General features: G+C 51.9%; 18 protein-coding genes. 5 read left to right on the top strand and 13 right to left on the bottom strand.

Annotated features, from left to right (window positions below):
• A partial coding sequence (sfsA, locus tag BZG14_RS02380) for a DNA/RNA nuclease SfsA (RefSeq protein ID WP_108743505.1) occupies positions 1-363 on the bottom strand: 363 nt, incomplete at its 3' end.
• A gap of 19 nt (positions 364-382) precedes the next feature.
• Entirely contained in the window at positions 383-934 is a 552-nt protein-coding gene (gene thpR, locus BZG14_RS02375) for an RNA 2',3'-cyclic phosphodiesterase (RefSeq protein WP_077484297.1), read from the bottom strand.
• Between the two features lie 65 nt (positions 935-999).
• On the opposite strand from thpR, the gene hrpB reads away from it, so the two are divergent.
• Together hrpB and mrcB are read left to right on the top strand one after the other, a co-directional pair.
• On the top strand, positions 1,000-3,453 hold the full coding sequence (hrpB, locus tag BZG14_RS02370) for an ATP-dependent helicase HrpB (protein WP_077607878.1): 2,454 nt from the start codon (positions 1,000-1,002) through the stop codon (positions 3,451-3,453).
• Positions 3,454-3,461: 8 nt separating this feature from the next.
• Positions 3,462-5,801, top strand: a complete 2,340-nt coding sequence (gene mrcB, locus BZG14_RS02365; RefSeq protein WP_077607877.1) for a penicillin-binding protein 1B — start codon at positions 3,462-3,464, stop codon at positions 5,799-5,801.
• A gap of 113 nt (positions 5,802-5,914) precedes the next feature.
• Here mrcB and BZG14_RS02360 read toward each other — a convergent pair whose 3' ends face one another.
• The 4 genes from BZG14_RS02360 to BZG14_RS02345 all read right to left on the bottom strand — a co-directional run bounded on the left by BZG14_RS02360 (position 5,915) and on the right by BZG14_RS02345 (position 11,271).
• The gene (locus BZG14_RS02360; RefSeq protein ID WP_069363391.1) at positions 5,915-6,685 is read right to left on the bottom strand and encodes an ABC transporter permease; all 771 of its coding nucleotides are present in this window, start codon (positions 6,683-6,685) and stop codon (positions 5,915-5,917) included.
• Entirely contained in the window at positions 6,682-7,605 is a 924-nt protein-coding gene (locus BZG14_RS02355) for an ABC transporter ATP-binding protein (protein WP_077484289.1), read from the bottom strand. Before BZG14_RS02355 ends, BZG14_RS02360 begins: the two co-directional genes overlap by 4 nt.
• A 14-nt stretch (positions 7,606-7,619) precedes the next feature.
• Positions 7,620-9,272 carry a SulP family inorganic anion transporter gene (locus tag BZG14_RS02350; RefSeq protein WP_077484286.1) on the bottom strand — a complete coding sequence of 551 codons (1,653 nt, stop codon included), beginning with the start codon at positions 9,270-9,272 and terminating at the stop codon, positions 7,620-7,622.
• A 343-nt stretch (positions 9,273-9,615) separates the two neighbouring features.
• Complete coding sequence (locus BZG14_RS02345; RefSeq protein ID WP_077607876.1) at positions 9,616-11,271, bottom strand: SulP family inorganic anion transporter; 1,656 nt, start codon at positions 11,269-11,271, stop codon at positions 9,616-9,618.
• A gap of 213 nt (positions 11,272-11,484) precedes the next feature.
• Between BZG14_RS02345 and can the strand changes: the two genes are divergently transcribed.
• Entirely contained in the window at positions 11,485-12,144 is a 660-nt protein-coding gene (gene can, locus BZG14_RS02340; protein ID WP_077484282.1) for a carbonate dehydratase, read from the top strand.
• A 144-nt stretch (positions 12,145-12,288) separates the two neighbouring features.
• On the opposite strand, the gene hpt is transcribed toward can, so the two are convergent.
• Positions 12,289-12,819 (bottom strand): hypoxanthine phosphoribosyltransferase, encoded by a 531-nt coding sequence (gene hpt / locus BZG14_RS02335; protein ID WP_077484280.1) that lies wholly within the window; start codon positions 12,817-12,819, stop codon positions 12,289-12,291.
• A 347-nt stretch (positions 12,820-13,166) separates the two neighbouring features.
• On the opposite strand from hpt, the gene BZG14_RS02330 reads away from it, so the two are divergent.
• Entirely contained in the window at positions 13,167-13,772 is a 606-nt protein-coding gene (locus tag BZG14_RS02330; RefSeq protein WP_077484278.1) for a TetR/AcrR family transcriptional regulator, read from the top strand.
• A 59-nt stretch (positions 13,773-13,831) separates the two neighbouring features.
• Here BZG14_RS02330 and BZG14_RS02325 read toward each other — a convergent pair whose 3' ends face one another.
• The 6 genes from BZG14_RS02325 to BZG14_RS02300 form a co-directional block, all read right to left on the bottom strand.
• Positions 13,832-14,878: an ABC transporter ATP-binding protein gene (locus BZG14_RS02325; RefSeq protein ID WP_077607875.1), complete on the bottom strand. Its 1,047-nt coding sequence runs from the start codon at positions 14,876-14,878 to the stop codon at positions 13,832-13,834.
• Positions 14,875-16,506 (bottom strand): ABC transporter permease, encoded by a 1,632-nt coding sequence (locus tag BZG14_RS02320; protein ID WP_046073998.1) that lies wholly within the window; start codon positions 16,504-16,506, stop codon positions 14,875-14,877. Before BZG14_RS02320 ends, BZG14_RS02325 begins: the two co-directional genes overlap by 4 nt.
• Positions 16,507-16,569: 63 nt before the next feature.
• Positions 16,570-17,586 (bottom strand): Fe(3+) ABC transporter substrate-binding protein, encoded by a 1,017-nt coding sequence (locus BZG14_RS02315; RefSeq protein ID WP_069363379.1) that lies wholly within the window; start codon positions 17,584-17,586, stop codon positions 16,570-16,572.
• 164 nt (positions 17,587-17,750) lie between these two features.
• Positions 17,751-18,980, bottom strand: coding sequence for an ammonium transporter (locus tag BZG14_RS02310; protein WP_077607874.1), 1,230 nt, complete (start codon positions 18,978-18,980; stop codon positions 17,751-17,753).
• Positions 18,981-18,998: 18 nt separating this feature from the next.
• Positions 18,999-19,337 carry a P-II family nitrogen regulator gene (locus BZG14_RS02305; RefSeq protein WP_069363377.1) on the bottom strand — a complete coding sequence of 113 codons (339 nt, stop codon included), beginning with the start codon at positions 19,335-19,337 and terminating at the stop codon, positions 18,999-19,001.
• Positions 19,338-19,640: 303 nt separating this feature from the next.
• A complete protein-coding gene (locus BZG14_RS02300; protein WP_158011720.1) occupies positions 19,641-20,024 on the bottom strand; it encodes a YacL family protein in 384 nt (127 codons plus the stop codon).
• Between the two features lie 126 nt (positions 20,025-20,150).
• Here BZG14_RS02300 and BZG14_RS02295 point away from each other — a divergent pair, with 126 nt between their 5' ends.
• Positions 20,151-21,290 (top strand): glycerate kinase, encoded by a 1,140-nt coding sequence (locus tag BZG14_RS02295; protein WP_077484270.1) that lies wholly within the window; start codon positions 20,151-20,153, stop codon positions 21,288-21,290.
• Positions 21,291-21,308: the final 18 nt, after the last annotated feature.

Here is a 21,308-nt window from a genome sequence, read left to right as displayed (position 1 = left end):
GTCTATGCGACTGTTTTCGCTGCCATAGCGTACTTCCGTCTGTAATTGTCGATACCCCACTAGTTCAGGAATACTACCTGCCTGCACCGCCTCAACCGCTAAGGGGTTGGCACGTGCCGTGTTGACACAAATCCAGTGTCCCTGCTGGGTATGATTAAGCTCCCAACTATGCGGGTATTTACGTTTGCTATTATCGGAGGTGGAAAACCAAACCGTATCGCCTGGCGTCGCACAACCGGTCATCGCCCCGGTATTGGCACAATGCATGGTCAGCAACTCGCCATTAGCCAGCGTGACGTCGGTTAAAAAACGTTTGTAGCGGCGTACTAAGGTTGCCGACGCTAGTGGTGGGGAAAACTGCATCTGCCGTTCCTGCTGGTGATTAACAAAGGCTGAATTGATGCAGGCATTGGTATAACGCCCGCCCCTCATTATCTCGCGGTATCGATTCATCTGACGCGGAGGAAGGCGAAGCATATAACCCAAACCGTTGACAGGCAAATGTCTGTGTTGGCATAGGTGGTAGGTGTAAAGCTTGTTGATGCTTGACGCCACGACGCAAGGTAATATGCGGCGTAAACGTATGACTGTCCGCTTTCGCGTGCCAAACGGGTAAGGTTTGTAAGTGATGAGCTAGGTCAAACAATACCGACGGGGGTTGGTTGAAGGTTACACACGCAATTTTCGGCTGCTCCCATACTTCAACACCTGAGGTAGTGAGAGAAAACGCAGGCAGAGCTAGGTTACTTGCCGCGGCTTGGAGCGCAGGGAGCTTGGTATCAGGAACCTCCCCCAAAAACGCCAAGGTGAGATGTAAGTTCTGATCGGGCACCGCGCGCCCCTCACCACAAAGATGATGGTGGTAGCGAACCAGTTGCTCCCGAGCGGCTTGATTGGTTTTCTCGTCCAAACCTAATGCGAAAAATAGTCGCATGGGCTCTCCTTTTACGCTCAGTCCGTTAAAATAGTCACTTTGATTCTGACACAAAGGGCGAATTCTTGTCTCAGCTTCCCATTGATGCCGTGATACCCAACCTGATAGACGGGCTCGCGACCTATCCGCAGATCCTCTTATCCGCACCACCGGGCGCGGGTAAGTCGACGCGCTTACCCCTTGCGTTGCTTGAGCAGGCCTCACTGCCGGGAAAAATCGTGCTACTGGAGCCCCGTCGGCTCGCCGCGCGCAATATTGCCCGCTTCCTCGCCCATCATCTGGGTGAGCCGATAGGCCAAACCATCGGTTTACGCATGCGGGGAGAGACCAAAGTCAGTGCTCAAACGCGTGTTGAGGTGGTCACTGAGGGGGTGCTGACACGTTTGCTGCAAACCGACCCCATGCTTGATGGCGTGAGTGTGGTCATGTTCGATGAGTTTCACGAACGCAGCCTGCATGCCGATCTCGCGCTCGCCTTGAGTCTAGATTGCCAAGCTGGCTTGCGAGATGATCTGCGTCTGGTGGTCATGTCTGCGACCTTAGATAATCACGCCTTGGCGCAACATTTACCCGACGCCCTGACCCTGACAACTGAAGGGCGCAGCTACCCGATTCATTATCACTATCACCCACTGTCACGGCATTCACAATGGGCCAGCGCAGTGGCTAGCGCCAGTCTTGATTTTATCGCTCAACACGCGGGGTCGGCCCTACTCTTTCTCCCCGGTGTGAGCACGATTAGACAGGTTTATGCCGCCCTAGAAGGGCGCCTCCCTGATGACATGGATTTGCATCGTCTTCACGGTAGCCTTGACGCCTCGGCGCAACACGCCGCGATCGCCCCTCCTTCTACTGGGAGGCGTAAGYTAGTGCTCACAACCAATATCGCTGAGACCAGTTTAACCATCGAAGGGATCCGGTTAGTGATCGATGCGGGACTTGAGCGGATGGTTATCCATCAAGCACAAACGGGTATCGATAAGCTAGTAACACGGCAGATCACACGCAGTGCCGCCATTCAACGCGCAGGTCGCGCCGGTCGCCTTGAGGAAGGACAGTGCCTACGCCTATACAGCGAAGAGCAGTTTCAACGCTTACCAGCCACTCCTACCGCGCCGATCTTACGAGAAGACTTAACCGATCTTGCCCTCAATATCATCCAGTGGGGCTGTGATGTGAAAGATTTACATTGGCTTGACGTGCCGCCCACCAAGCATTGGCAAGCGGCCTGTATCAGGCTGACACAATTGGGGCTGATTGATACGCGCCAAGGACTCACCGCGCTGGGGCAACGTGCCATTCAATTGGCGGCTAGCCCACGCGCTGCCGCCATGTTGGCTCGGGCTGAAAAGGAGGACACCTCTGTGTTATCCACCGCCTGCTGGCTCGCCGCATGGGCCGAAAAGCCCATGACCTCAAGATCATCGCTGGCGCTGGTTGACCAATTACAATCGGTCATGGCTCACAAAGACTATCAAGACCGCGCCCAGTCACTGGCACGGACACTTGGGATAAGATTGCAACGCTCCCTCGATGAAGCCATGTTGCCACTGCTGGCCGCTAACACTTGGCCAGATAGAGTCGCATTGAGACGGGGAAAAACGAGACGCTTTATGATGGCCAATGGTCACGGCGTGACACTCGATAGTCAAGACGCACTCAGTCACGCTGAGGCAATCGTGGTTTGTGATGTGATGGCCGGCGAGCAACACGACAGCCGCGCCTACAGTGCCATCGCGCTTTCACTGGACACGCTACAACAGATGCGCCCCGACTTATTACGTCAACATGAGGTCGTACAATGGGACGACCATCGCGGCACGCTAAAAGCAGAAAAACAGCAACGCCTCGGCGAATTAGTGCTTTATCGTGAGCCACTGAATACACTCAGTGCTGAGCAGCAGGCGCAAGGATTATTAGACGCCGTACGCCAAAAAGGCATTGATGCGTTGAACTGGCAACGCAGCAGCCAGTCCTTGCTCACCCGCGCCCGCTGCGCGCAAGCCTGGGGACTAGATATTATGCTACCGCCACTTAGCGACGACGACTTATTGGCATCGCTCGATACCTGGCTCGCGCCATTTATTCACGGCATGTCGCGCTGGCAAACCCTGCAGCAGCTAGATCTCAAGCCCGTGTTAGAAGCTTGGTTCGGCTTTGCGGTCACCCAACAATTGAACGCGGCGCTGCCCACACATATGACCGTCCCAACGGGCTCACGTTATCCTTTGCGCTATACGCCAGACAGTGCGCCCGTCTTAGCGGTGAAAATGCAAGAGATGTACGGGCAGGCCCAAACGCCCACCCTGGCTAACGGCAAGGTGACGGTACAAGTAGAGTTACTTTCCCCCGCTGGACGCCCGCTACAAATTACCCAAGATCTGGCGGGCTTTTGGCAAGGCAGTTACAAAGAGGTGCAAAAAGAAATGAAAGGGCGGTACCCTAAACACCTTTGGCCTGATGATCCGGCCAACCATGTGCCAACCCGAAAAACCAAGCGCCATTTTAATCAGAGTTAAGCTATTGTATGGCAGAAAAAAAAACACGCTCACGCCCGAGCAATAAAAAACGTTCATCACCCAAACGCCAGCCCAAGAAGACGCCGACTAAGCCAAGTTGGGGGAAACGCCTGTTAGGCTTAGGGCTAAAGTGCAGCCTCGTCGGGATTGCCGCCGTGGTCATGTTAGGGATCTATCTAGATGGCAAAATCCAAGACAGATTCAGCGGCCAGATTTGGCAGCTTCCTGGGGTCGTTTATGGCCGAGTCATCAACCTGTCTCCTGGTAGCGATTTTTCCCTCTCACAGCTACGCCAGCAACTGGATGCGCTTAATTATCAGAAGGTACGCACCCCAAAACGCCCTGGCGAGTACTCGGCGTCAAGCACCCGGCTTGAGATCATTCGTCGTCCATTTGATTTTGAAGATGGGCCCGCGCCGGCACGTCATGCGATGTTGAGCTTTGCTGACGGCCAAGTGGATAAAATCACCGAGGTAAGCAGCCAACAACCGCTGGGGTTATTGCGTATCGAACCCAAGCTATTGGGCATGATGGAGTCCGGCATTCGTGAGCAACGCTTATTCTTGCCACGCGAGCGTTTCCCTGAGTTTTTAGTTGAAGCCTTGATCACCACAGAAGACAGAGACTTCTATCACCACGAAGGTGTTTCGCCTACCGGTATTTTACGTGCACTCGTCGCCAATATTCGCGCAGGGCGCACCGTGCAAGGAGGCTCGACGCTGACTCAACAGTTAGCTAAGAACTTGTTCCTTACCCGTGATCGCACCTTGTGGCGTAAGGTACAAGAAGCTTACATGGCACTGATCCTGGATTTTCGCTATAGCAAAGACAAAATCATTGAGGCCTACCTCAATGAGGTTTACCTCGGCCAAAGCCGTGGTGAGCCGGTGCACGGTTTTCCTTTAGGGGCGCGCTTGTATTTCGGTCGTCCTATCAGTGAGCTACGTGTCGATCAACTCGCATTACTAGTTGGCATGGTAAAAGGGCCGTCCTACTACAACCCCTTTCGCCATCCTGAACGCGCCAAAACACGACGTGATCTGGTATTACGCTTGATGCTCGAGCAAAATCTGCTCACCAGTGCCAATTATGATGCCGCCGCCAGTCGTCCGCTCGATATTCAGGCCACCCCGACGCTATCGCGTCCCCAGCCCGCCTACTTTGATCAGCTCAAAGAAGAGATCCGCCACAATGTCGGGGATAAATATGCCGCGGGCGAAGGGCTGCGTATATTTACCACGCTCGACCCTGTCTCACAGCAAGCGATTGAAGGCGCAGTCGTCGATAAGGTCAAGGCACTTAAAGGCCGAGCAGGTAACAAGCTTGAAGCGGCAGCGGTGATTGCCGACCGCCGCAGCGGCGAAGTTCGTGCCATGGTCGGCGGCGCACGCCCGGGTTTCGCTGGCTTTAATCGCGCATTAAACGCCAAACGCCCCATCGGCTCACTGTCAAAACCGGCGGTGTATCTGACCGCGTTGAGCCACCCGGAACGTTTCCAGCTCACCAGCAAGATTGACGATAAACCCATTCGTTTAGAAGGCAGCCAAGGCAGTCGCTGGCAACCGCGCAACTATGRCCGCCAATACCGAGGCCGTGTGTCCTTACTCACCGCTCTTGCCAAGTCTTATAACGTCCCGACGGTAAATCTCGGCATGCAGCTGGGGTTAGATGAGGTGATCAAGACCTTCGGCAAACTGGGCGCCAATACCGAGAATATCCCTCAAGTACCGTCTTTGCTTCTTGGCGCGTTTAGCATGAGTCCGTTCGACGTTACCCAAATCTACCAAACGCTCGGCAGTGGTGGGCAACGTGCCCCCTTAACCGCCTTACGCGCGGTCACCACCAAAGAGGGACAAAACCTTTATCAAAACTGGCCAAAAGCAGAGCGTGTCGTGCCTCAGCAAGCTGGCTGGCTGACGCTATACGCGATGAAGCAGGTCGTTCAGCAAGGGACGGGACGCTACTTGACGCGTCGCCATGGCAATGTGGCACTCGCGGGCAAAACCGGTACCACAGATGATAACCGCGATAGTTGGTTTGTCGGTATCGATGATAAAGAAGTCACCACGGTGTGGCTTGGCCGCGACGATAACCAATCAACCGGGCTCACCGGCGCTTCAGGGGCATTGCGTGTCTATGATGATTATCTCAGTCGCCGAGGCGCCAGTGCGCTGACATTATCATGGCCGGCTAACGTCACCACAGTCGCCGTGACCCAGCAAGGCAGTCAGTATCAGCTGAATTGTCGTGGAGAGATGTCGCTACCGATTTGGGACATTGATGGGCAGTTTGCCAAACGCTGTGGTCAGTCAGACCCGGTCGGGTGGCTAAAAGGTTTGTTTAACTAAGCGTCAGCACACCATCAGGCGTCATTGTTCAAGCCAGCAATAAAAAGCCCCGGCCATGATGGCCGGGGCTTTTGTATCCGGTATCAAACCGAATTATTGGTACTGCGAGGTCGTTAACTACGCAAGCCTGTTCCTTTGGAAATCAAGCCCCACGCCAGGGCATACAGCCCGATGATGAACAGCATCAGCACCCCAAACGATGTCATGATGCCGACATCTGACACGCCAAGAAAGCCGTACCGGAACGCGTTCACCATGTACACAATCGGGTTCAGTTTTGACACGCCCTGCCAAAACTCAGGCAGCAGGGAGAGCGAATAAAACACCCCCCCTAGGTAAGTTAATGGCGTCAAGATAAAGGTAGGGATCAGGCTAATATCGTCAAAGGTTTTGGCGAAAATAGCGTTAATCAGTCCACCCAGTGCAAACACCGCCGAGGTCAACACCACGGTGGTAATCACAATCAACGGATGCGCTATCTGCAAGTCGACGAAGAACAAAGAGGTCATGGTCACCAAGGCGCCGACCGCTAACCCCCGACACATGCCACCACCAATGTAGCCGGCAATGATCACGTAGTTTGGAATGGGGGCGACCAACAACTCCTCAATATTATGTTGGAACTTGGCACTAAAGAAAGACGATGCCACATTCGAGTACGAGTTGGTGATCACCGACATCATGATAAGCCCGGGCACGATATACTCCATATAGGAGAAGCCTTCCATCTGGCCAATCCGCGAGCCAATCAGATTACCGAAAATAATAAAATAGAGGCTCATGGTAATCGCGGGCGGCACCAAGGTTTGCACCCAGATACGGGTAAAGCGCGCCACTTCTTTATGAATCAGGGTGCGAAATGCCACCCAATACAAAGCATTCATGCACGCTCCTCCCCATTTTGCTGAATTAAGGTGACAAATAACTCCTCAAGGCGGTTTGCCTTGTTGCGCATCGACAGCACCTGCACCCCTTGTTGCGACAACTGGTCAAAGACAGGGGTCAATCCGACTGACTTATTCACTTCCACTTCCAAGGTATTGGTATCGGTTTTCTGCCAATTAACACCGTCTAAGGTGCTCAGTTTATGCCCCGGCTGTAAATCAAGGATAAACGTCTCTGCGTCCAGCTTCGCCAGCAAGGCCTTCATGGAGGTATCTTCCACCAGCTCTCCTCGATTGATAATACCGATGTTGCGACACAAGGTTTCGGCTTCTTCAAGGTAATGGGTGGTAAGAATGATGGTGATCCCTTGCCGGTTTATCTCGGTGAGAAAGTCCCACATGGAACGACGCAGCTCAATATCGACGCCAGCGGTTGGCTCATCCAAAATCAACAGGCGAGGCTCATGCATCAACGCGCGGGCAATCATTAAGCGACGCTTCATGCCCCCCGACAAATTACGGGCAGGCTCATGGCGCTTATCCCATAAATCGAGCTGCGAGAGGTATTTTTTCGCGCGTAATTTGGCTTGGTCGCGGGGCACACCATAGTAACCCGCTTGGTTCACCACGATTTGTTCCACTTTCTCAAACTGGTTAAAGTTAAACTCTTGTGGCACCAGCCCGATTTGTTTTTTAGCTTCCACTTTTTGGCTATCGAGATCGTAGCCAAAAATGCTCACCTGCCCCTGGGTTTTATTCACCAGTGAGCTCAAAATGCCAATGGTGGTGGATTTACCCGCCCCATTTGGCCCCAATAGCGCATAAAAATCGCCCTCCTCGACAGAGAGCGATACCCCTTTTAGCGCCTTAACACTGGTCCCATAGGTTTTGACCAGGTCTTTGATGTCGATGGCTTTCATAAGCTCCCGTTCTTTTAAGGCATGACCTCGGTCACTCGGTGCGCGGCACGGAGTGCGTCATAACGGCTATCAAAAGTATGATCGTCGGTGAGCCAATTTTTAACATGCAAGCGCTCAAGCTGATCCCGTGTTTTTTGATGGGGGCAGAGCAGAAAAACTTGGCAATTGGCATCCACCGCATCTTTGATCGCATTTTCCAGCGCGAGGCCGACGGTCATATCAATCATGGGCACGTCACTGAGGTCTAAGATCATGACATCGAATTCCTCAATTTTACTGTGCTGACGTGCAATCGCTTTCGAGACACTGAATATCATTGGGCCTGAGAGATAGAAAAACAACACTTTTCCGTTGGCGCTATCTAATAAAGCCCTTTCCATCTCACTCAAGGGGACGTCATCTTCATCCGCATCACTGATCGCTTTGACCTGCTTTTCTTGCTCACGGCTTAAGTGTTCAATGGCAATAATATTGGCAATAAACACGCCCACACCCACTGCCACAATTAAGTCCACCAGCACGGTCAATATCATCACCCCATACATGATCACGGTTTGATGTAAGCTGACTTTGTGGGCACGTTGGATAAAGGTGCGGTCAAGGATATTGAACCCCACATAAATAGCGATACCCGCCAGCACCGCCATCGGGATGGGCTCAGTCAAAAAGCCTGCGACCAAGATCACCGCCGCTAAAATAAGGGCGCGCACAATGGCCGCAAAGGGTGAACGTCCACCCACTTGCACATTGACCACCGTGCCCATGGTGCCACCCGCGCCCGGCAAAGCGCCAAATAATCCCGCCACCATGTTGGCCACTCCCTGCCCGCGCAGTTCTTTATCCGAATCATGCTCTTCGCGCGTCAACGAGTCAGCGATGACCGCAGAGAGCAAGGTATCAATGCACCCCAAGGTCCCCAACACTAACGCATCCACCATCATGGTGGTGAGTACCTCACTGTCAATGTGTGGCAGCATCAAGGTGGGCAAGCCGGTGGGAATCACACCAATACGGCGAATCGCCTCAAGATCAAACCACCACATTGACAACACAGTCACCACCACCAAGGCAACGAGTTGCACCGGCATATAACGGCGATATTTTTGTGGGAAAGAAAAGAGGATCCCCAGCGTCAATAGCCCTAATAGCAGCTCACTTTGTTGGGTATGCGCGATGAGATCGGGCAGCGCTTGCAAGGTCCCGAGTACGCCACCGTCAGGGGTGCCTTGCCCCAGTAAAGGCGGCAACTGCAAAATGATCAAGATAACGCCAATGCCGGACATAAAGCCCGATATCACGCTATATGGCATTAAAGTGACGTATTTTCCAAGCTTCAAGGTCCCTAAAATCACTTGGAATAAGCCCGCCATCATCACCACCGTAAAGCCCATTGCCATGCCCCCTTCGGGGTAACGTGACACCATGGTGGTGAGTACCGCGGTCATGATCACTGTCATCGGGCCGGTCGGCTCTGAGATAAGGGTTGAAGAGCCACCAAACAACGCAGCAAACAGGCCTACTAAAATGGCCCCCCACATGCCGGCTTCGGCACCGGCACCTGACGCTACCCCGAACGCCAGCGAGAGGGGCAAAGAAATAACCGCCGTGGTGACGCCCCCAAACAGGTCCCCTTTCAGGGTCCAGTTCTTGAATCGTTCGAATTTCAAAACAGCTGATCCTTTCAAGTCGTATGCAGTATCACGGCCATGACGGCTTTACTCACTGGCACGGGGGTCCCCCAGTGCGCGCGCCAGTATATAGGAATGTGCACAAGATCAAATCAGGAGGGGAAACGCATGGTCAGTTTTCAACCAAAAAGAATAAAATGATGAGAAATGTGGCAAATATTCACTAAATATCTTGTATTTAAGTGATCGTGATGGGGGGGGGATTTGGCTAATCGGGAAACGCGCGGATCCCTCTAAAAAGCCATGACAGCACACAAACCCGCTCATGACGCCAGTTTGCGAGTTTGTGTGTATCGAGGTGTAAGAGACGTTGAACAGTGCGCTATGGCATCACTTCTACCAAGMGGTTGGCCGCCTCTAATGCTGGTTTGCGTGTGGTAAAAATATGCGCGTCTCTGACCCAATCACCGATGTGAAGGCGCTGCAGCTGCTCACGTGTCTCATCGTGCGGGCACAGTAAAAACACCGTGCACTCGGCCTCACGCGCATCTTTAATCGCGTTCTCTAACGCCAAGCCAACCGTCATATCTAACATGGGCACATCGCTTAAATCCAATATCATCACACGGAACTCGTTGATGTGCGCATGCTGGCGTGCAATCGCTTTCGAGACACTGAAAATCATCGGCCCGGAAAGATAGAAAAACAACACTTRGCCATTGCTGGCATCWAGCAGCGCACGCTCTTCGTCATCAAGCGGCACTTCATCATCTTCGGCATCACTGATGGCCCGCACTTGCTTGGCTTGCTCTCGACTGAGGCGCTCAATCACCAATAAGTTGGCAATGAATACCCCCAAGCCAACGGCAACAATCAAATCGACAAATACCGTCAGCGCCATCACGCCATACATGATCCCCGTCTGCTGTAAGCTGATCTTGTGGGCACGATGCAGAAAGCTCCAATCGAGGATATTAAAACCGACGTACAAGGCGATGCCCGCCAATACTGCCATCGGGATGGGCGCGGTCAGCGCACCGGCGACCAATACCACCGCGGCTAACATCGCCGCCCGCAACATTCCCGATAAGGGAGAACGCGCGCCTACTTGTACATTCACCACGGTGCCCATAGTCGCCCCCGCGCCAGGGAGCGCACCAAGTAACCCGGCAATCATATTGGCGACGCCCTGTCCGCGCAGCTCGCGATCAGAGTTGTGTTCTTGCCGCGTCAGGGAGTCAGCAATCACCGCGGTTAATAAGGTATCAATACAGCCTAAGGTACCCAGTACGAGGGCATCAATCACCATCGCAGTAAAATGCTCAGCCGTGATATGCGGAAGCACTAGCGAGGGTAAGCCAGTGGGTATTTCCCCAATACGACGAATGCTGTCGGTATCAAACAATAAAATCGACACCAAAGTGATACTGACGAGTGCGACAAGCTGTGCGGGAATAAAACGACGATACTTGGCAGGGAAATAAAACAAGATGCCAAGGGTGAGTCCCCCGAGGAACACCTCTTTAAAATCGGCATTAGCGAGTAAGTCAGGCAATGCTTTGAGGGTGCCAAGCGCCCCGCCAGAAGGTGCGGCTTGCCCCAATAACGGCGCCAGCTGGAGCAAAATCAAGATCACCCCAATCCCTGACATAAAGCCTGACACCACACTGTAGGGCATCAAGGTAACGTATTTACCTAGCCTTAAACTGCCAATCAGAACTTGGAACGCGCCAGCCATCATCACCACGGTAAACGCCATAGCAACGCCTCCTTCCGGGTAGCGAGCCATCATCGCGGTTAGCACCGTGGTCATGATCACTGTCATCGGCCCAGTGGGCTCGGAGATCAACGTTGATGAACCACCAAATAACGAGGCAAACAACCCGACTAGAATCGCGCCCCATAGCCCAGCTTCCGCGCCAGCGCCTGAGGCGACACCAAATGCTAGCGCCAATGGCAATGAGATAATCGCGGTAGTGACCCCACCAAACAAATCCCCTTTTACTGTCAGCTGCGCAAATCGTCCTTTATCAAACACGCACTACCCCTACTGCGGTTAAGATCATGATAGAGCGAACAGTATACGAATTTTCTTGGATTAACCTATCCGAGCAGTGGTGTTGCAGGTAAACAGCGTGATCCATTGGACGCGAAAGGTGTAAAAAAATGTGAAAATTGATCTCAGTATATTTCAATCCCCCTCATTGCGGTATAGTGGCAATTGATAACTTTGCCAAAAGACTGAGTGGATATGGCCCAAATCAAAGCGTTGTTCGCCAACAATAAAGCCTGGTCAAAAGACATTCGTGATACCAACCCACAATTTTTTGCCGAGTTGGCGAAAGAACAACATCCAGAATATTTATGGATTGGCTGCGCCGATAGTCGCGTCCCCGCAGAGCGCCTGACTGGCTTAGACTCGGGCGAGCTTTTTGTTCATCGTAATGTCGCCAATCAAGTGATTCATACCGATCTCAATTGTTTATCCGTGGTGCAGTACGCCGTCGATGTCCTGCAAATCAAACACATTATTGTCTGTGGCCACTATGGTTGTGGCGGGGTACATGCAGCGATTGAAAACCCTGAGCTGGGTTTAATTAACAACTGGTTACTGCATATTCGTGATCTCTACCTCAAGCACAAAAGCTATCTTAGCCAACTGCCCGCACAAGCCCGTGGTAACCGGCTGTGTGAGATCAATGTCGCCGAACAGGTTTATCATCTGGGCAATTCAACGATTTTGCGAGCGGCCTGGGAGCGCGGCCAAGATGTGAAGGTCCATGGCTGGTTTTACGACACCACCGACGGGATCTTGCGGGATCTAGGGATGACCGCCAATAGTCAGGCATCACTGGAAATCAACTATCAATCGGCGATGTGTGAACTCGTGTCTGACCAGGTCGAGTGTTAGTCTTTCCACTCCTCCCTGACAAGGCAGGATGGCACTCGCCTGTCTCATGGGGTCAAAAAAACCGAGCGACCGCTCGGTTTTTCATTGCTCGTGAGACGCTCTGTCGCTCTGCGCGATGATTAGCGTTGCCAATCACCGTGAAAATTAATCCAATGGAATCACTTTACCGACGTACGGCAGATGGCGATACTTTTGCGCATAATCAATGCCCACACCGACCACAAATTCATCTGGAATCGTAAAGCCCAACCAATCAACCTTGACGTCGACTTCTCGGCGCTCTGGCTTGTCTAACAATGTACAAATACGTACAGAATTTGGCTCGCGCAAAGACAGGATTTCACACACCTTGCTGAGCGTATTGCCGGTATCGATGATATCCTCGACTAAGAGTACATCTTTGCCTTTAATATCATCATCTAAATCTTTCAAAATACGCACATCACGCGTACTTTCCATGCTGTTGCCGTAACTTGATGCGGTCATAAAGTCGACCGCGTGCGGCAAGTCAATGGCACGGCATAAGTCGGCCATGAAAACGAACGAGCCTCGCAACAATCCAACCAATACTAGGTCTTTTGAATCTTTATAATGCTCGTTGATCTCGGCGCCCAGGGCTTTGACTCGCGCCTGTACGTCCTGCTCTGAAATCATCACTTCAACGGTGTGTTTCATATCTGCCCCGATGGTTGTCTCTCCGAAAAAGGGAGGTCACTTACAAAGGTGGCATAGTCTAGCACTAAATCGATTGCGGATCCCAGTGAGTGCGTTTTTGCCGCTTATGCACCTGCACACTAGTTGGCTATCACGCTGATTGATAAGAAAAAATAATCCCTGCCTTTGTTTTTAATAATGAATGACTTTTTTTGCAGACAAAATTACTGTTTTACGGCCTAGATCAGGCTTCTAGCCGTTGTCAGGCCATAAATGGCTGGTATAAACTCGAACTCGCTAATAATAAAATCATTAGCACAAACAATAATTAATTTGTACAAACCAAAAATAAGTTGGCAGGTTTTAGGATGGCTCAATCAAATGAGAGAACAAGGACGCGGCTATCGCCCGAGCGCCGCAAAGAGCAGTTATTAGGGTGTGGCTTAGATGTGTTTGCGAAACGCGGGATTGGTCGTGCCGGACACGCCGATATTGCCGAAATGGCAGACGTCTCTGTCGCGACCGTATTTAACTACTTCCCAACCCGTGAAGACTTGGTGGAAGAGATCTTGGCCCAGACCGAGAAACACTTCATAAAACTCATTAATGAGTGCACCGAGCAAGATCAATCAATGCGAGCATCGCTAAACTGCATTACCTCGCAAATTATCGACACGGCACTGGCAGACAAAGCTTGGATGAAAGTCTGGTTTGAATGGAGTACCTCTATTCGCGAGGATATTTGGCCACGCTTTGTCAAAGGCAGTCGAGATGCGATGGATCAGTTCGAGCACGTGTTCGAGAACGGGATGGCAAAAGGTGAAATGGTCGACCGTTACCAACCGCGTGAGCTTGCCAGTATGTTAGCTGGGGTGTGCTATGTGCTGTTTTTACAGGCGCACCAACAACCAGATAAAACGGCTTTAAACGCCATGGCTCAGCACTATGTTGATGTACTGTGCCAACAAAGCTAACCAGGTGTTCAACCTAGTAGAAAGCCAACCCCTCGGTTGGCTTTTTTGGTTCTGGTGTCTTAATCGTCAATAAAACTCGGCCCATCATTGAACAGGACGGGCTCGTGAGGGCGGATATGTAAACTGACTTTATCCCCAACCAATAGCGGCTCGCGCGCGTGCACCGATAGTTTTTGACCGTGGATATCGATGGTGTAACGGCTGCTGTCCCCCATAAACTGCTGAGACAATACCTGCCCTTCCCCCTTCTCATCAGCACGAATGCTAAGAAACTGCGGTCTCAGTAACCACCAATGCGGGCCTGGATGACAATGCACCGGACGAGGCCAAGGGCCGAGCGGTGTCTGCATTTGTTCTTGCGACGAGACCGTTACCGGCACATAAGAGCCCTGGCCAAGAAAATCAGCGACGAAGCGGCTCGCAGGTTGATAATACACCTCAGTGGTATCACCATACTGCTCAATGAGTCCCTGGTTCATCACGGCCAGCTTATCGGCAAACGCGAATGCTTCTTCTCGACTATGCGTCACCAGGATCGCCGTCACCCCTTGGGATTTAAAAATGCGTCGGATTTCCTCAATTAAATCATGACGAACTTGGGTATCAATATTCGAAAAGGGCTCATCAAGCAATAACAGATCGGGTTCATAAGCCAGCGCGCGCGCTATCGCCACCCGCTGTTGCTGGCCGCCCGAGAGCTGATGAGGATAGCGGTCACCCAGCTCCGCCAGACGCACCAGCTTGAGCATTTCAGTCACTTTTTCACTTCGTGCTGCCGTGCTGAATCCAGACAGACCAAACCCCACGTTGTCTGCCACCGTAAGGTGTGGGAACAGCGCATAGTCTTGAAAAATCATCCCAATATTGCGTTGCTCTGGCGGGATTGAATGCTGATTATCATCCATGAGTTTGCACCCAATCGATAGTTTTCCTGACGATAATGGCATTAATCCAGCCATTGCTTTTAGCAACGTCGTCTTCCCGCAGCCACTCGCGCCGAGCAAGCACACAATCTCTCCCTGCGCGACTTGCAGCGACAAATCCTTGAGGACAGGCGTACCGTTATAACTGCAGGTCAAATTCTCTATCGCGAGCGCACACTTCATTGATATTTTTGCTCCAATGACCGGTTAATCAGGATAAGGGGGACCAAGCCAACCACGACCAACAAAATGGCAGGCAAGGCGGCATACTCCAAGTGCTCATCCGAGGTAAAGTTGTACACATACGTGGCCAGTGTTTCGAAATTAAAAGGGCGTAGTAGAATCGCTGCATTAAGCTCTTTCATCGACTCAATAAACACCAACAGCATCGCAATGAGCGTGCCCCGCCGAATTAAGGGTAAATGCACACGGCGAATCACCCCTGTGGTGGTGCATCCCATGGTTCGCGCCGCCATATCCAGTGACGGAGGAATTTTGGCCATGCTTGATTCAATACTGCCAATGGCGACGGCACTGAACCGCACGACAAACGCGACCAATAAGGCCACCATGGTGCCAGATAATAGGAGGCCAGGCCGTCCCCAGCCGTAATGCGTGGCAATATCGTTAATGAAGTGATCACCGCGGGTCAATACTAACATCACACCAATCGCAAGCACCGTCCCCGGCACCGCATAGCCCATCGACGCCAACCGCATGGGGGCAACACTGACCCCATGCCCACGCAGGCGGCGATACACATTCACGGTCCACGCAATACCCACCGCGATCAGAGCCGCCAAACTGGAGGTATAAAAGCTGTTATAGCTAAAAGTGGCAAACTCGCTGACCGCATTTTTTTCGTAGTAGTGCCATGCATAAACTAACAGCTGTAGCAGGGGTAAAATAAACGCCAGTGACAATAAACTCCAGCACCAGGCTAACACCCCCACTTTACGCCAGCCTGTTAAGGGCATTTTCTCAATCGCATCACTGCTCGAGCTTGGACTAAATTGCGCTTGTTTGCGTCGCCCATAACGTTCCGCACTGATCAAAAGGAAGATAGCCACCAGCATGATCGCTGAGATTTTAGCGGCAGCGGTTAAGCTCGAATAGCTCAACCAGGTATCATAGACCGCGGTCGTAAGAGTGCTGACCGCAAAGTAATTGACCGTACCAAAATCGCCTAGTGCCTCCATTGCCACCAAAGAGGCACCTACCGCAATCGCCGGCCGTGCTAACGGTAAAGAAATGCGCCGAAAGCTTTGCATCGGTGAGCAACCGAGCAAACGCGCGGAGTGGGTCAAGGTGACACTCTGCTCCATAAATGCGGCACGGGTGAGCAGGTAGATATAAGGGTATAAGACTAACGCCAGCACAAAACACGCACCTGGCAAGGTACGCATATCGGGAAACCAGTAATCATTGACCGTTTGCCATTCAAACAGCGCCCGCAAGCCGCGTTGCAATGGACCCGCATAATCAAACCAGTCAGTATAGATATAACCGATGATATAGCCCGGCATCGCAAGCGGAAGCACCATCGCCCACTGCAGTTGCCGGCTACCCGGTACCTGATACATGGCCAGCATCCAGGCGGTGGGTACTCCGAGAATGATCGCAATCGCCACCACGCCAGCCACTAATAAGCTGGTATTCAAGGTGTAAGTCGGTAGTACGGTCTCGAACAAATGGGGAAAAATATCCCCGGTATCGCCCACCGCGGTATAAAAGATCGCTAAGATCGGCAAAACCAGCAATAGGGCTAGGCCCCAACTGCTGGTTTTTATCATGGGTAATCTATCTCGCATGGCCTACTACATTAAGGCGTCAGAGAAAGACAACAGGGGCGGCAGCCGCCCCTATGCAATGGCTTACAGGTCGAACTGAACTTCATCCAGCAATTTCACTGACTGGCTGTAGTTATCCGCAATCGCCTCAAGCGGCATTGGGTCATGCTTGTAGTCGCCCCAAGACGCCACCAGCTCAGACTGCTCAACACCCGGCTTCACCGGCTCTTCGAAGTTCACCTCAGCATACATATGCTGTGCTTTGTCTGACGTTAAAAATTCCATTAGTTTTAGCGCGTTTTCTTCGTTCGGTGCGTACTTCGCCATCGCCATGCCACTCACGTTCACGTGCGTACCGTAAGCATTCTGGCCTGGATAGTTCAAGTAAACCGCTTCCGCCCACGCTGTTTGTTCTTCGTCGTTCAGCATTTTGCCCAGGTAATAGCTATTACCTAGTGAGACGTCACACAGGCCTTCTTTGATCGCTTTCACTTGTGCACGATCATTGCCTTGTGGTTTACGTGCGAGATTGTCTTTTACGCCCTCAAGCCACTCTTTGGCTTTCGCTTCACCGTGGTTTTCGATGATAGCTGACACCAGAGAAACATTGTATGGGTGTTTGCCTGAACGGGTGCAAATCTTGCCTTTCCATTCTGGTTTTGCCAAGTCGAGATAATCAAAATCGTCACCCAGTTTGCCGACACGCTCGCGAGAAGAGTATACCGCACGTGCACGCGTGGTTAGCGCGACCCACTTATCTTCACTATCACGGAACTGCTCAGGCACGTTTTGATCGATGAGATCGCTTTGCACAGGCTGCACTACGTCTTGGTTTACCAGCTCTTTAAGGCGTGAGATATCAACGGTTAGCAGTACGTCAGCCGGGCTGTACTCTCCTTCTTGCTTGACCTTTTCCGCCATGCCTTTTTTAGCGAACTTAACATTCACTTCAATGCCGGTCTCTTCGGTAAACGCATCGAACATAGGCTCAATCAAGAAAGGTTGGCGATACGAGTAAACATTGACTTCTTCGGATGCGACCGCGGCGCTGGTTCCTAATAAGCTTGCGGTAATAGCCGAGGCAATCAGTAGTTTTTTCATCGTGGCAGTCCTTAAATATGATGATAAATGATAACGAATCTCACTTTCGTTAGTATACAGAGAATGACTGGATGCTCAATATCGATAAGATCAAAAAAAAACGAAACCCTACATTAAAAATGTAAGGTTTCGTTTCAGAGTCTAATCGAATTGCGTGTAACTGACTATTTTACGCTGACAAATTCGGGATATGCATCAATACCACAGTCGTGTAGATCCATCCCTGACATCTCCTCTTCTTCGGTGACACGAACCCCCATGGTGTTTTTCAGTACTAGCCACACGAGGAAACTTGCCGCAAACACCCAAGCAAAAATCACCGCCGCGCCCAGAAGCTGCGCACCAAAGGTTGCTCCGGTGTTACTTAAAGGCACAACCATCAAGCCGAAGAAGCCACACACACCGWGCACGGAGATAGCACCGACAGGATCATCCACTTTTACCTTGTCCAGACCGATAATACTGAATACGACAATCACACCTGATACCGCACCGATAATCAGCGCTGCCACGGGTGAAGGCGATAAAGGATCCGCCGTGATGGCCACTAAGCCGGCTAACGCACCGTTAAGCACCATGGTCAAATCGGCTTTTCCCCAAAGGGTTTTACACACCAGCAAGGCGGCTATCGCACCGGCYGCCGCCGCCGCATTGGTATTCAAGAAGATTTGTCCGACCGCCGTAGCGTTTTCAAAATCCGAGACCATCAGTTGTGAGCCACCGTTAAACCCAAACCAGCCGAACCATAAGATGAAGGTACCGAGTGTTGCCAGAGGCAGGTTTGAGCCAGGGATGGGATTGATTTTGCCATTTTTGCTGTATTTCCCTTTACGCGCCCCCAAGAGCAGGACACCTGCTAGGGCCGCAGCGGCACCGGCCATGTGAACAATCCCGGAGCCTGCGAAGTCGCTAAAGCCTGCTTCTGAAAGAAAACCACCGCCCCAGGTCCAGTAACCTTCAACCGGATAAATCACCGCGGTTAAGACGACAGAGAACACCAGGAATGCCCACAGCTTCATACGCTCAGCTACCGCGCCTGACACCACAGACATCGCGGTTGCCACAAACACCACTTGGAAGAAGAAGTCTGATTCAAGCGAGTGATCCGCGTCTGCCCCTTGCGTACCAATCAAGGTCCCAAAAGAAGGGACAAAGCCACCGCCACTGTTATCCACGTACATGATGTTATAACCCACCAACAGGTACATAGTGCACGCGATGGCGTAGAGGCAGATATTTTTGGTCAGTATCTCAGTGGTGTTTTTCGAGCGCACTAGGCCTGCCTCTAACATGGCAAAGCCAGCCGCCATCCACATCACTAACGCACCAGATAAAAGAAAGAAAAAAGTGTCGAGCGCGTAGCGCAATTCAGTCACCGTGTTTACCAGTTCCATTGTCTTTACTCCCTGTTTTTAAATTGCTTCCAGATCCATCTCGCCAGTACGGATCCGCACCGCCTGCTGAAGATCAAAGACGAAGATCTTCCCGTCGCCGATCTTGCCGGTTTGTGCGGCTTGAGCGATCGCATCCACCACACTGTCGACATGTTCGCTCTGCACAGCGATTTCTAATTTTACTTTGGGTAAAAAATCGACCTGATATTCAGCACCACGGTATAACTCTGTGTGCCCTTTTTGGCGGCCAAAGCCTTTCACTTCTGAGACAGTCATGCCGTCAATGCCAGCATCCGCCAACGCTTCACGTACGTCATCAAGCTTGAACGGCTTGATAATGGCGCTAATCAGTTTCATATCCTTCTCCTGCGTCCTTGTGTTTGCATCATCATCCAACCATCAAGAGCCGTGCCAAGATTTAAATAATTTAAAATCAACAACTTAAATTAAAAACACATGTAAGGGCGTTCATTTGCACCATTTAAGTGCGAATTATTCACCAACACCGCGCATGCCAAGGGGAACGATAGGCAATTGCACCAATGGGGAACATCGACACGAGAATAAGGAGAAAAAACGAGGGGGAGATCTATCTATTCAAAGCACGCATAGGGGAATACGTGCTCATCCATGCATCGCTCACTCAGTGAGCCTCAGCACTTAACGTCGACCGTAACGGGCAATGAAGTCTTGGTAAGCGCCCAACATCACTAAAAAATCTTGGTAACCACACGCCGCGTAACTTTCTTCATCATAAAAGGTCAGCGCCTGCTCATTGAGCGTGGTTTGCGCATCATCCGAGGCAGGTTGCAGCATGGCATTCGCCACCACCACGACCTCATCACGATTGGCGGTAAGCGTGAACGTATGCCCGCGCCACTGCTGCTCTGACTCAAGTTGCTGCAGAGTATGTAGACAGGGTGTCACTTGAGCCAGCTCAGTGCCGAGTTCATCCAATAGCCAACGTCCTATGGCTTCATGTCCCATAGAAAAAACAATCCGGTAGCTGTCATCAAAACTGTTGCGAGAAAATTCGTAATCCACACTGACCTCCAAATTTGGCACGCTATTGTCCTGCTTTTTGCCAGAATTGCCAAGCCGGGACTGTCATCCAAATATCACTTCAACCATACTTAAATGGAATAACAGTAGGCAGCAAAGGATAGGCAAATGCATATCGTGATCGCACCTGATTCATTTAAAGAAGGCCTTAGTGCTCGCCATGTTGCACAGGCGATTGAGGCTGGCATGGTGCCTATTTTACCTAACGCCCGTTTCTCGCAACTGCCAATGGCGGATGGTGGTGAGGGCTTTGCACAAAGCTTTCTCGATCAGCTTGGTGGCGAGCGCTATCACTGCGAGGTCACTGGGCCTGACTTTCGCTCGGTGACCGCCGAATTTGTTATCAATCGCGAACATCGTCTGGCCGTTATCGATGTTGCCAGTGCTTCAGGCCTTCCCTTAGTGCCACAGCACGCACGCCATCCTCGTCATACCACCAGCTTAGGGACCGGCGAACTGATTCGTGCCGCGCTTGACCATGATATTGACGAAATCATTATCGGCTTGGGGGGCAGTGCCACCAATGATGCCGGTGCAGGGATCCTAACCGCCCTCGGCGCCAAGCTTCTTGATGGCGCAGGCAAACCGATACCGCCTACAGGAGAGGGGCTGGGTGCGCTGATGACTCTGGATCTTGACGAACTGGATGCTCGCCTTAACACGGTCAAACTCACTGCCGCCTGCGATGTCGATAACCCCTTATGTGGACCACATGGTGCCACGACCGTCTTTGGACCACAAAAAGGCGCCCGGGAAGAAGATATTCGAGACTTGGAGCAATACCTGCACCGCTTTGCCAGTATTTGCCACCTGCAATTAGGACAGTCCATTTGCCACTTTGCAGGCGCTGGCGCGGCTGGCGGGATGGGTGCAACACTCGGCGGATTACTTGGCGCGCAGCTTGAGCCCGGTGTCGACTTATTGCTCTCACGCACCCATGCACACCACGTGTTAGCGCAAGCCGATTGGGTGATCACGGGCGAAGGCCGTGTCGATGGGCAAACGCAGCACGGCAAAGTGCCGGCTGCTATCGCCAGAATCGCACATGCCGATGATGTCCCCGTCATCGTGCTCGCTGGCAGTGTCGGTGACGATTGCGAAGCGCTTTATCAGCAAGGTGTCACCGCAATCTTCCCCATTCAAGCGGGCCCTTGTGAATTGAGCGACGCGCTGATGAATAGCAAAAAAAATCTCATGCGCACCGGTGAAAACATAGCACGCTTGATCCGATTAGCTGGTTACACATGAGTGTTACCTAAAGGTTAA

Origin of the sequence: Salinivibrio sp. IB282 (assembly GCF_001995685.1) — a bacterium.
GTDB lineage: Bacteria > Pseudomonadota > Gammaproteobacteria > Enterobacterales > Vibrionaceae > Salinivibrio > Salinivibrio kushneri.
This window is presented reverse-complemented; position numbering and strand designations above follow the sequence as displayed.

Bases quoted from the DNA above. Each gene is read 5' to 3' on its own strand.
- thpR (WP_077484297.1), bottom strand. From the start codon at position 934: ATGCGACTATTTTTCGCATTAGGTTTGGACGAGAAAACCAATCAAGCC.
- BZG14_RS02360 (WP_069363391.1), bottom strand. From the start codon at position 6,685: ATGAATGCTTTGTATTGGGTGGCATTTCGCACCCTGATTCATAAAGAA.
- BZG14_RS02355 (WP_077484289.1), bottom strand. From the start codon at position 7,605: ATGAAAGCCATCGACATCAAAGACCTGGTCAAAACCTATGGGACCAGT.
- can (WP_077484282.1), top strand. From the start codon at position 11,485: ATGGCCCAAATCAAAGCGTTGTTCGCCAACAATAAAGCCTGGTCAAAA.
- hpt (WP_077484280.1), bottom strand. From the start codon at position 12,819: ATGAAACACACCGTTGAAGTGATGATTTCAGAGCAGGACGTACAGGCG.
- BZG14_RS02330 (WP_077484278.1), top strand. From the start codon at position 13,167: ATGGCTCAATCAAATGAGAGAACAAGGACGCGGCTATCGCCCGAGCGC.
- BZG14_RS02325 (WP_077607875.1), bottom strand. From the start codon at position 14,878: ATGAAGTGTGCGCTCGCGATAGAGAATTTGACCTGCAGTTATAACGGT.
- BZG14_RS02320 (WP_046073998.1), bottom strand. From the start codon at position 16,506: ATGCGAGATAGATTACCCATGATAAAAACCAGCAGTTGGGGCCTAGCC.
- BZG14_RS02315 (WP_069363379.1), bottom strand. From the start codon at position 17,586: ATGAAAAAACTACTGATTGCCTCGGCTATTACCGCAAGCTTATTAGGA.
- BZG14_RS02305 (WP_069363377.1), bottom strand. From the start codon at position 19,337: ATGAAACTGATTAGCGCCATTATCAAGCCGTTCAAGCTTGATGACGTA.
- BZG14_RS02295 (WP_077484270.1), top strand. From the start codon at position 20,151: ATGCATATCGTGATCGCACCTGATTCATTTAAAGAAGGCCTTAGTGCT.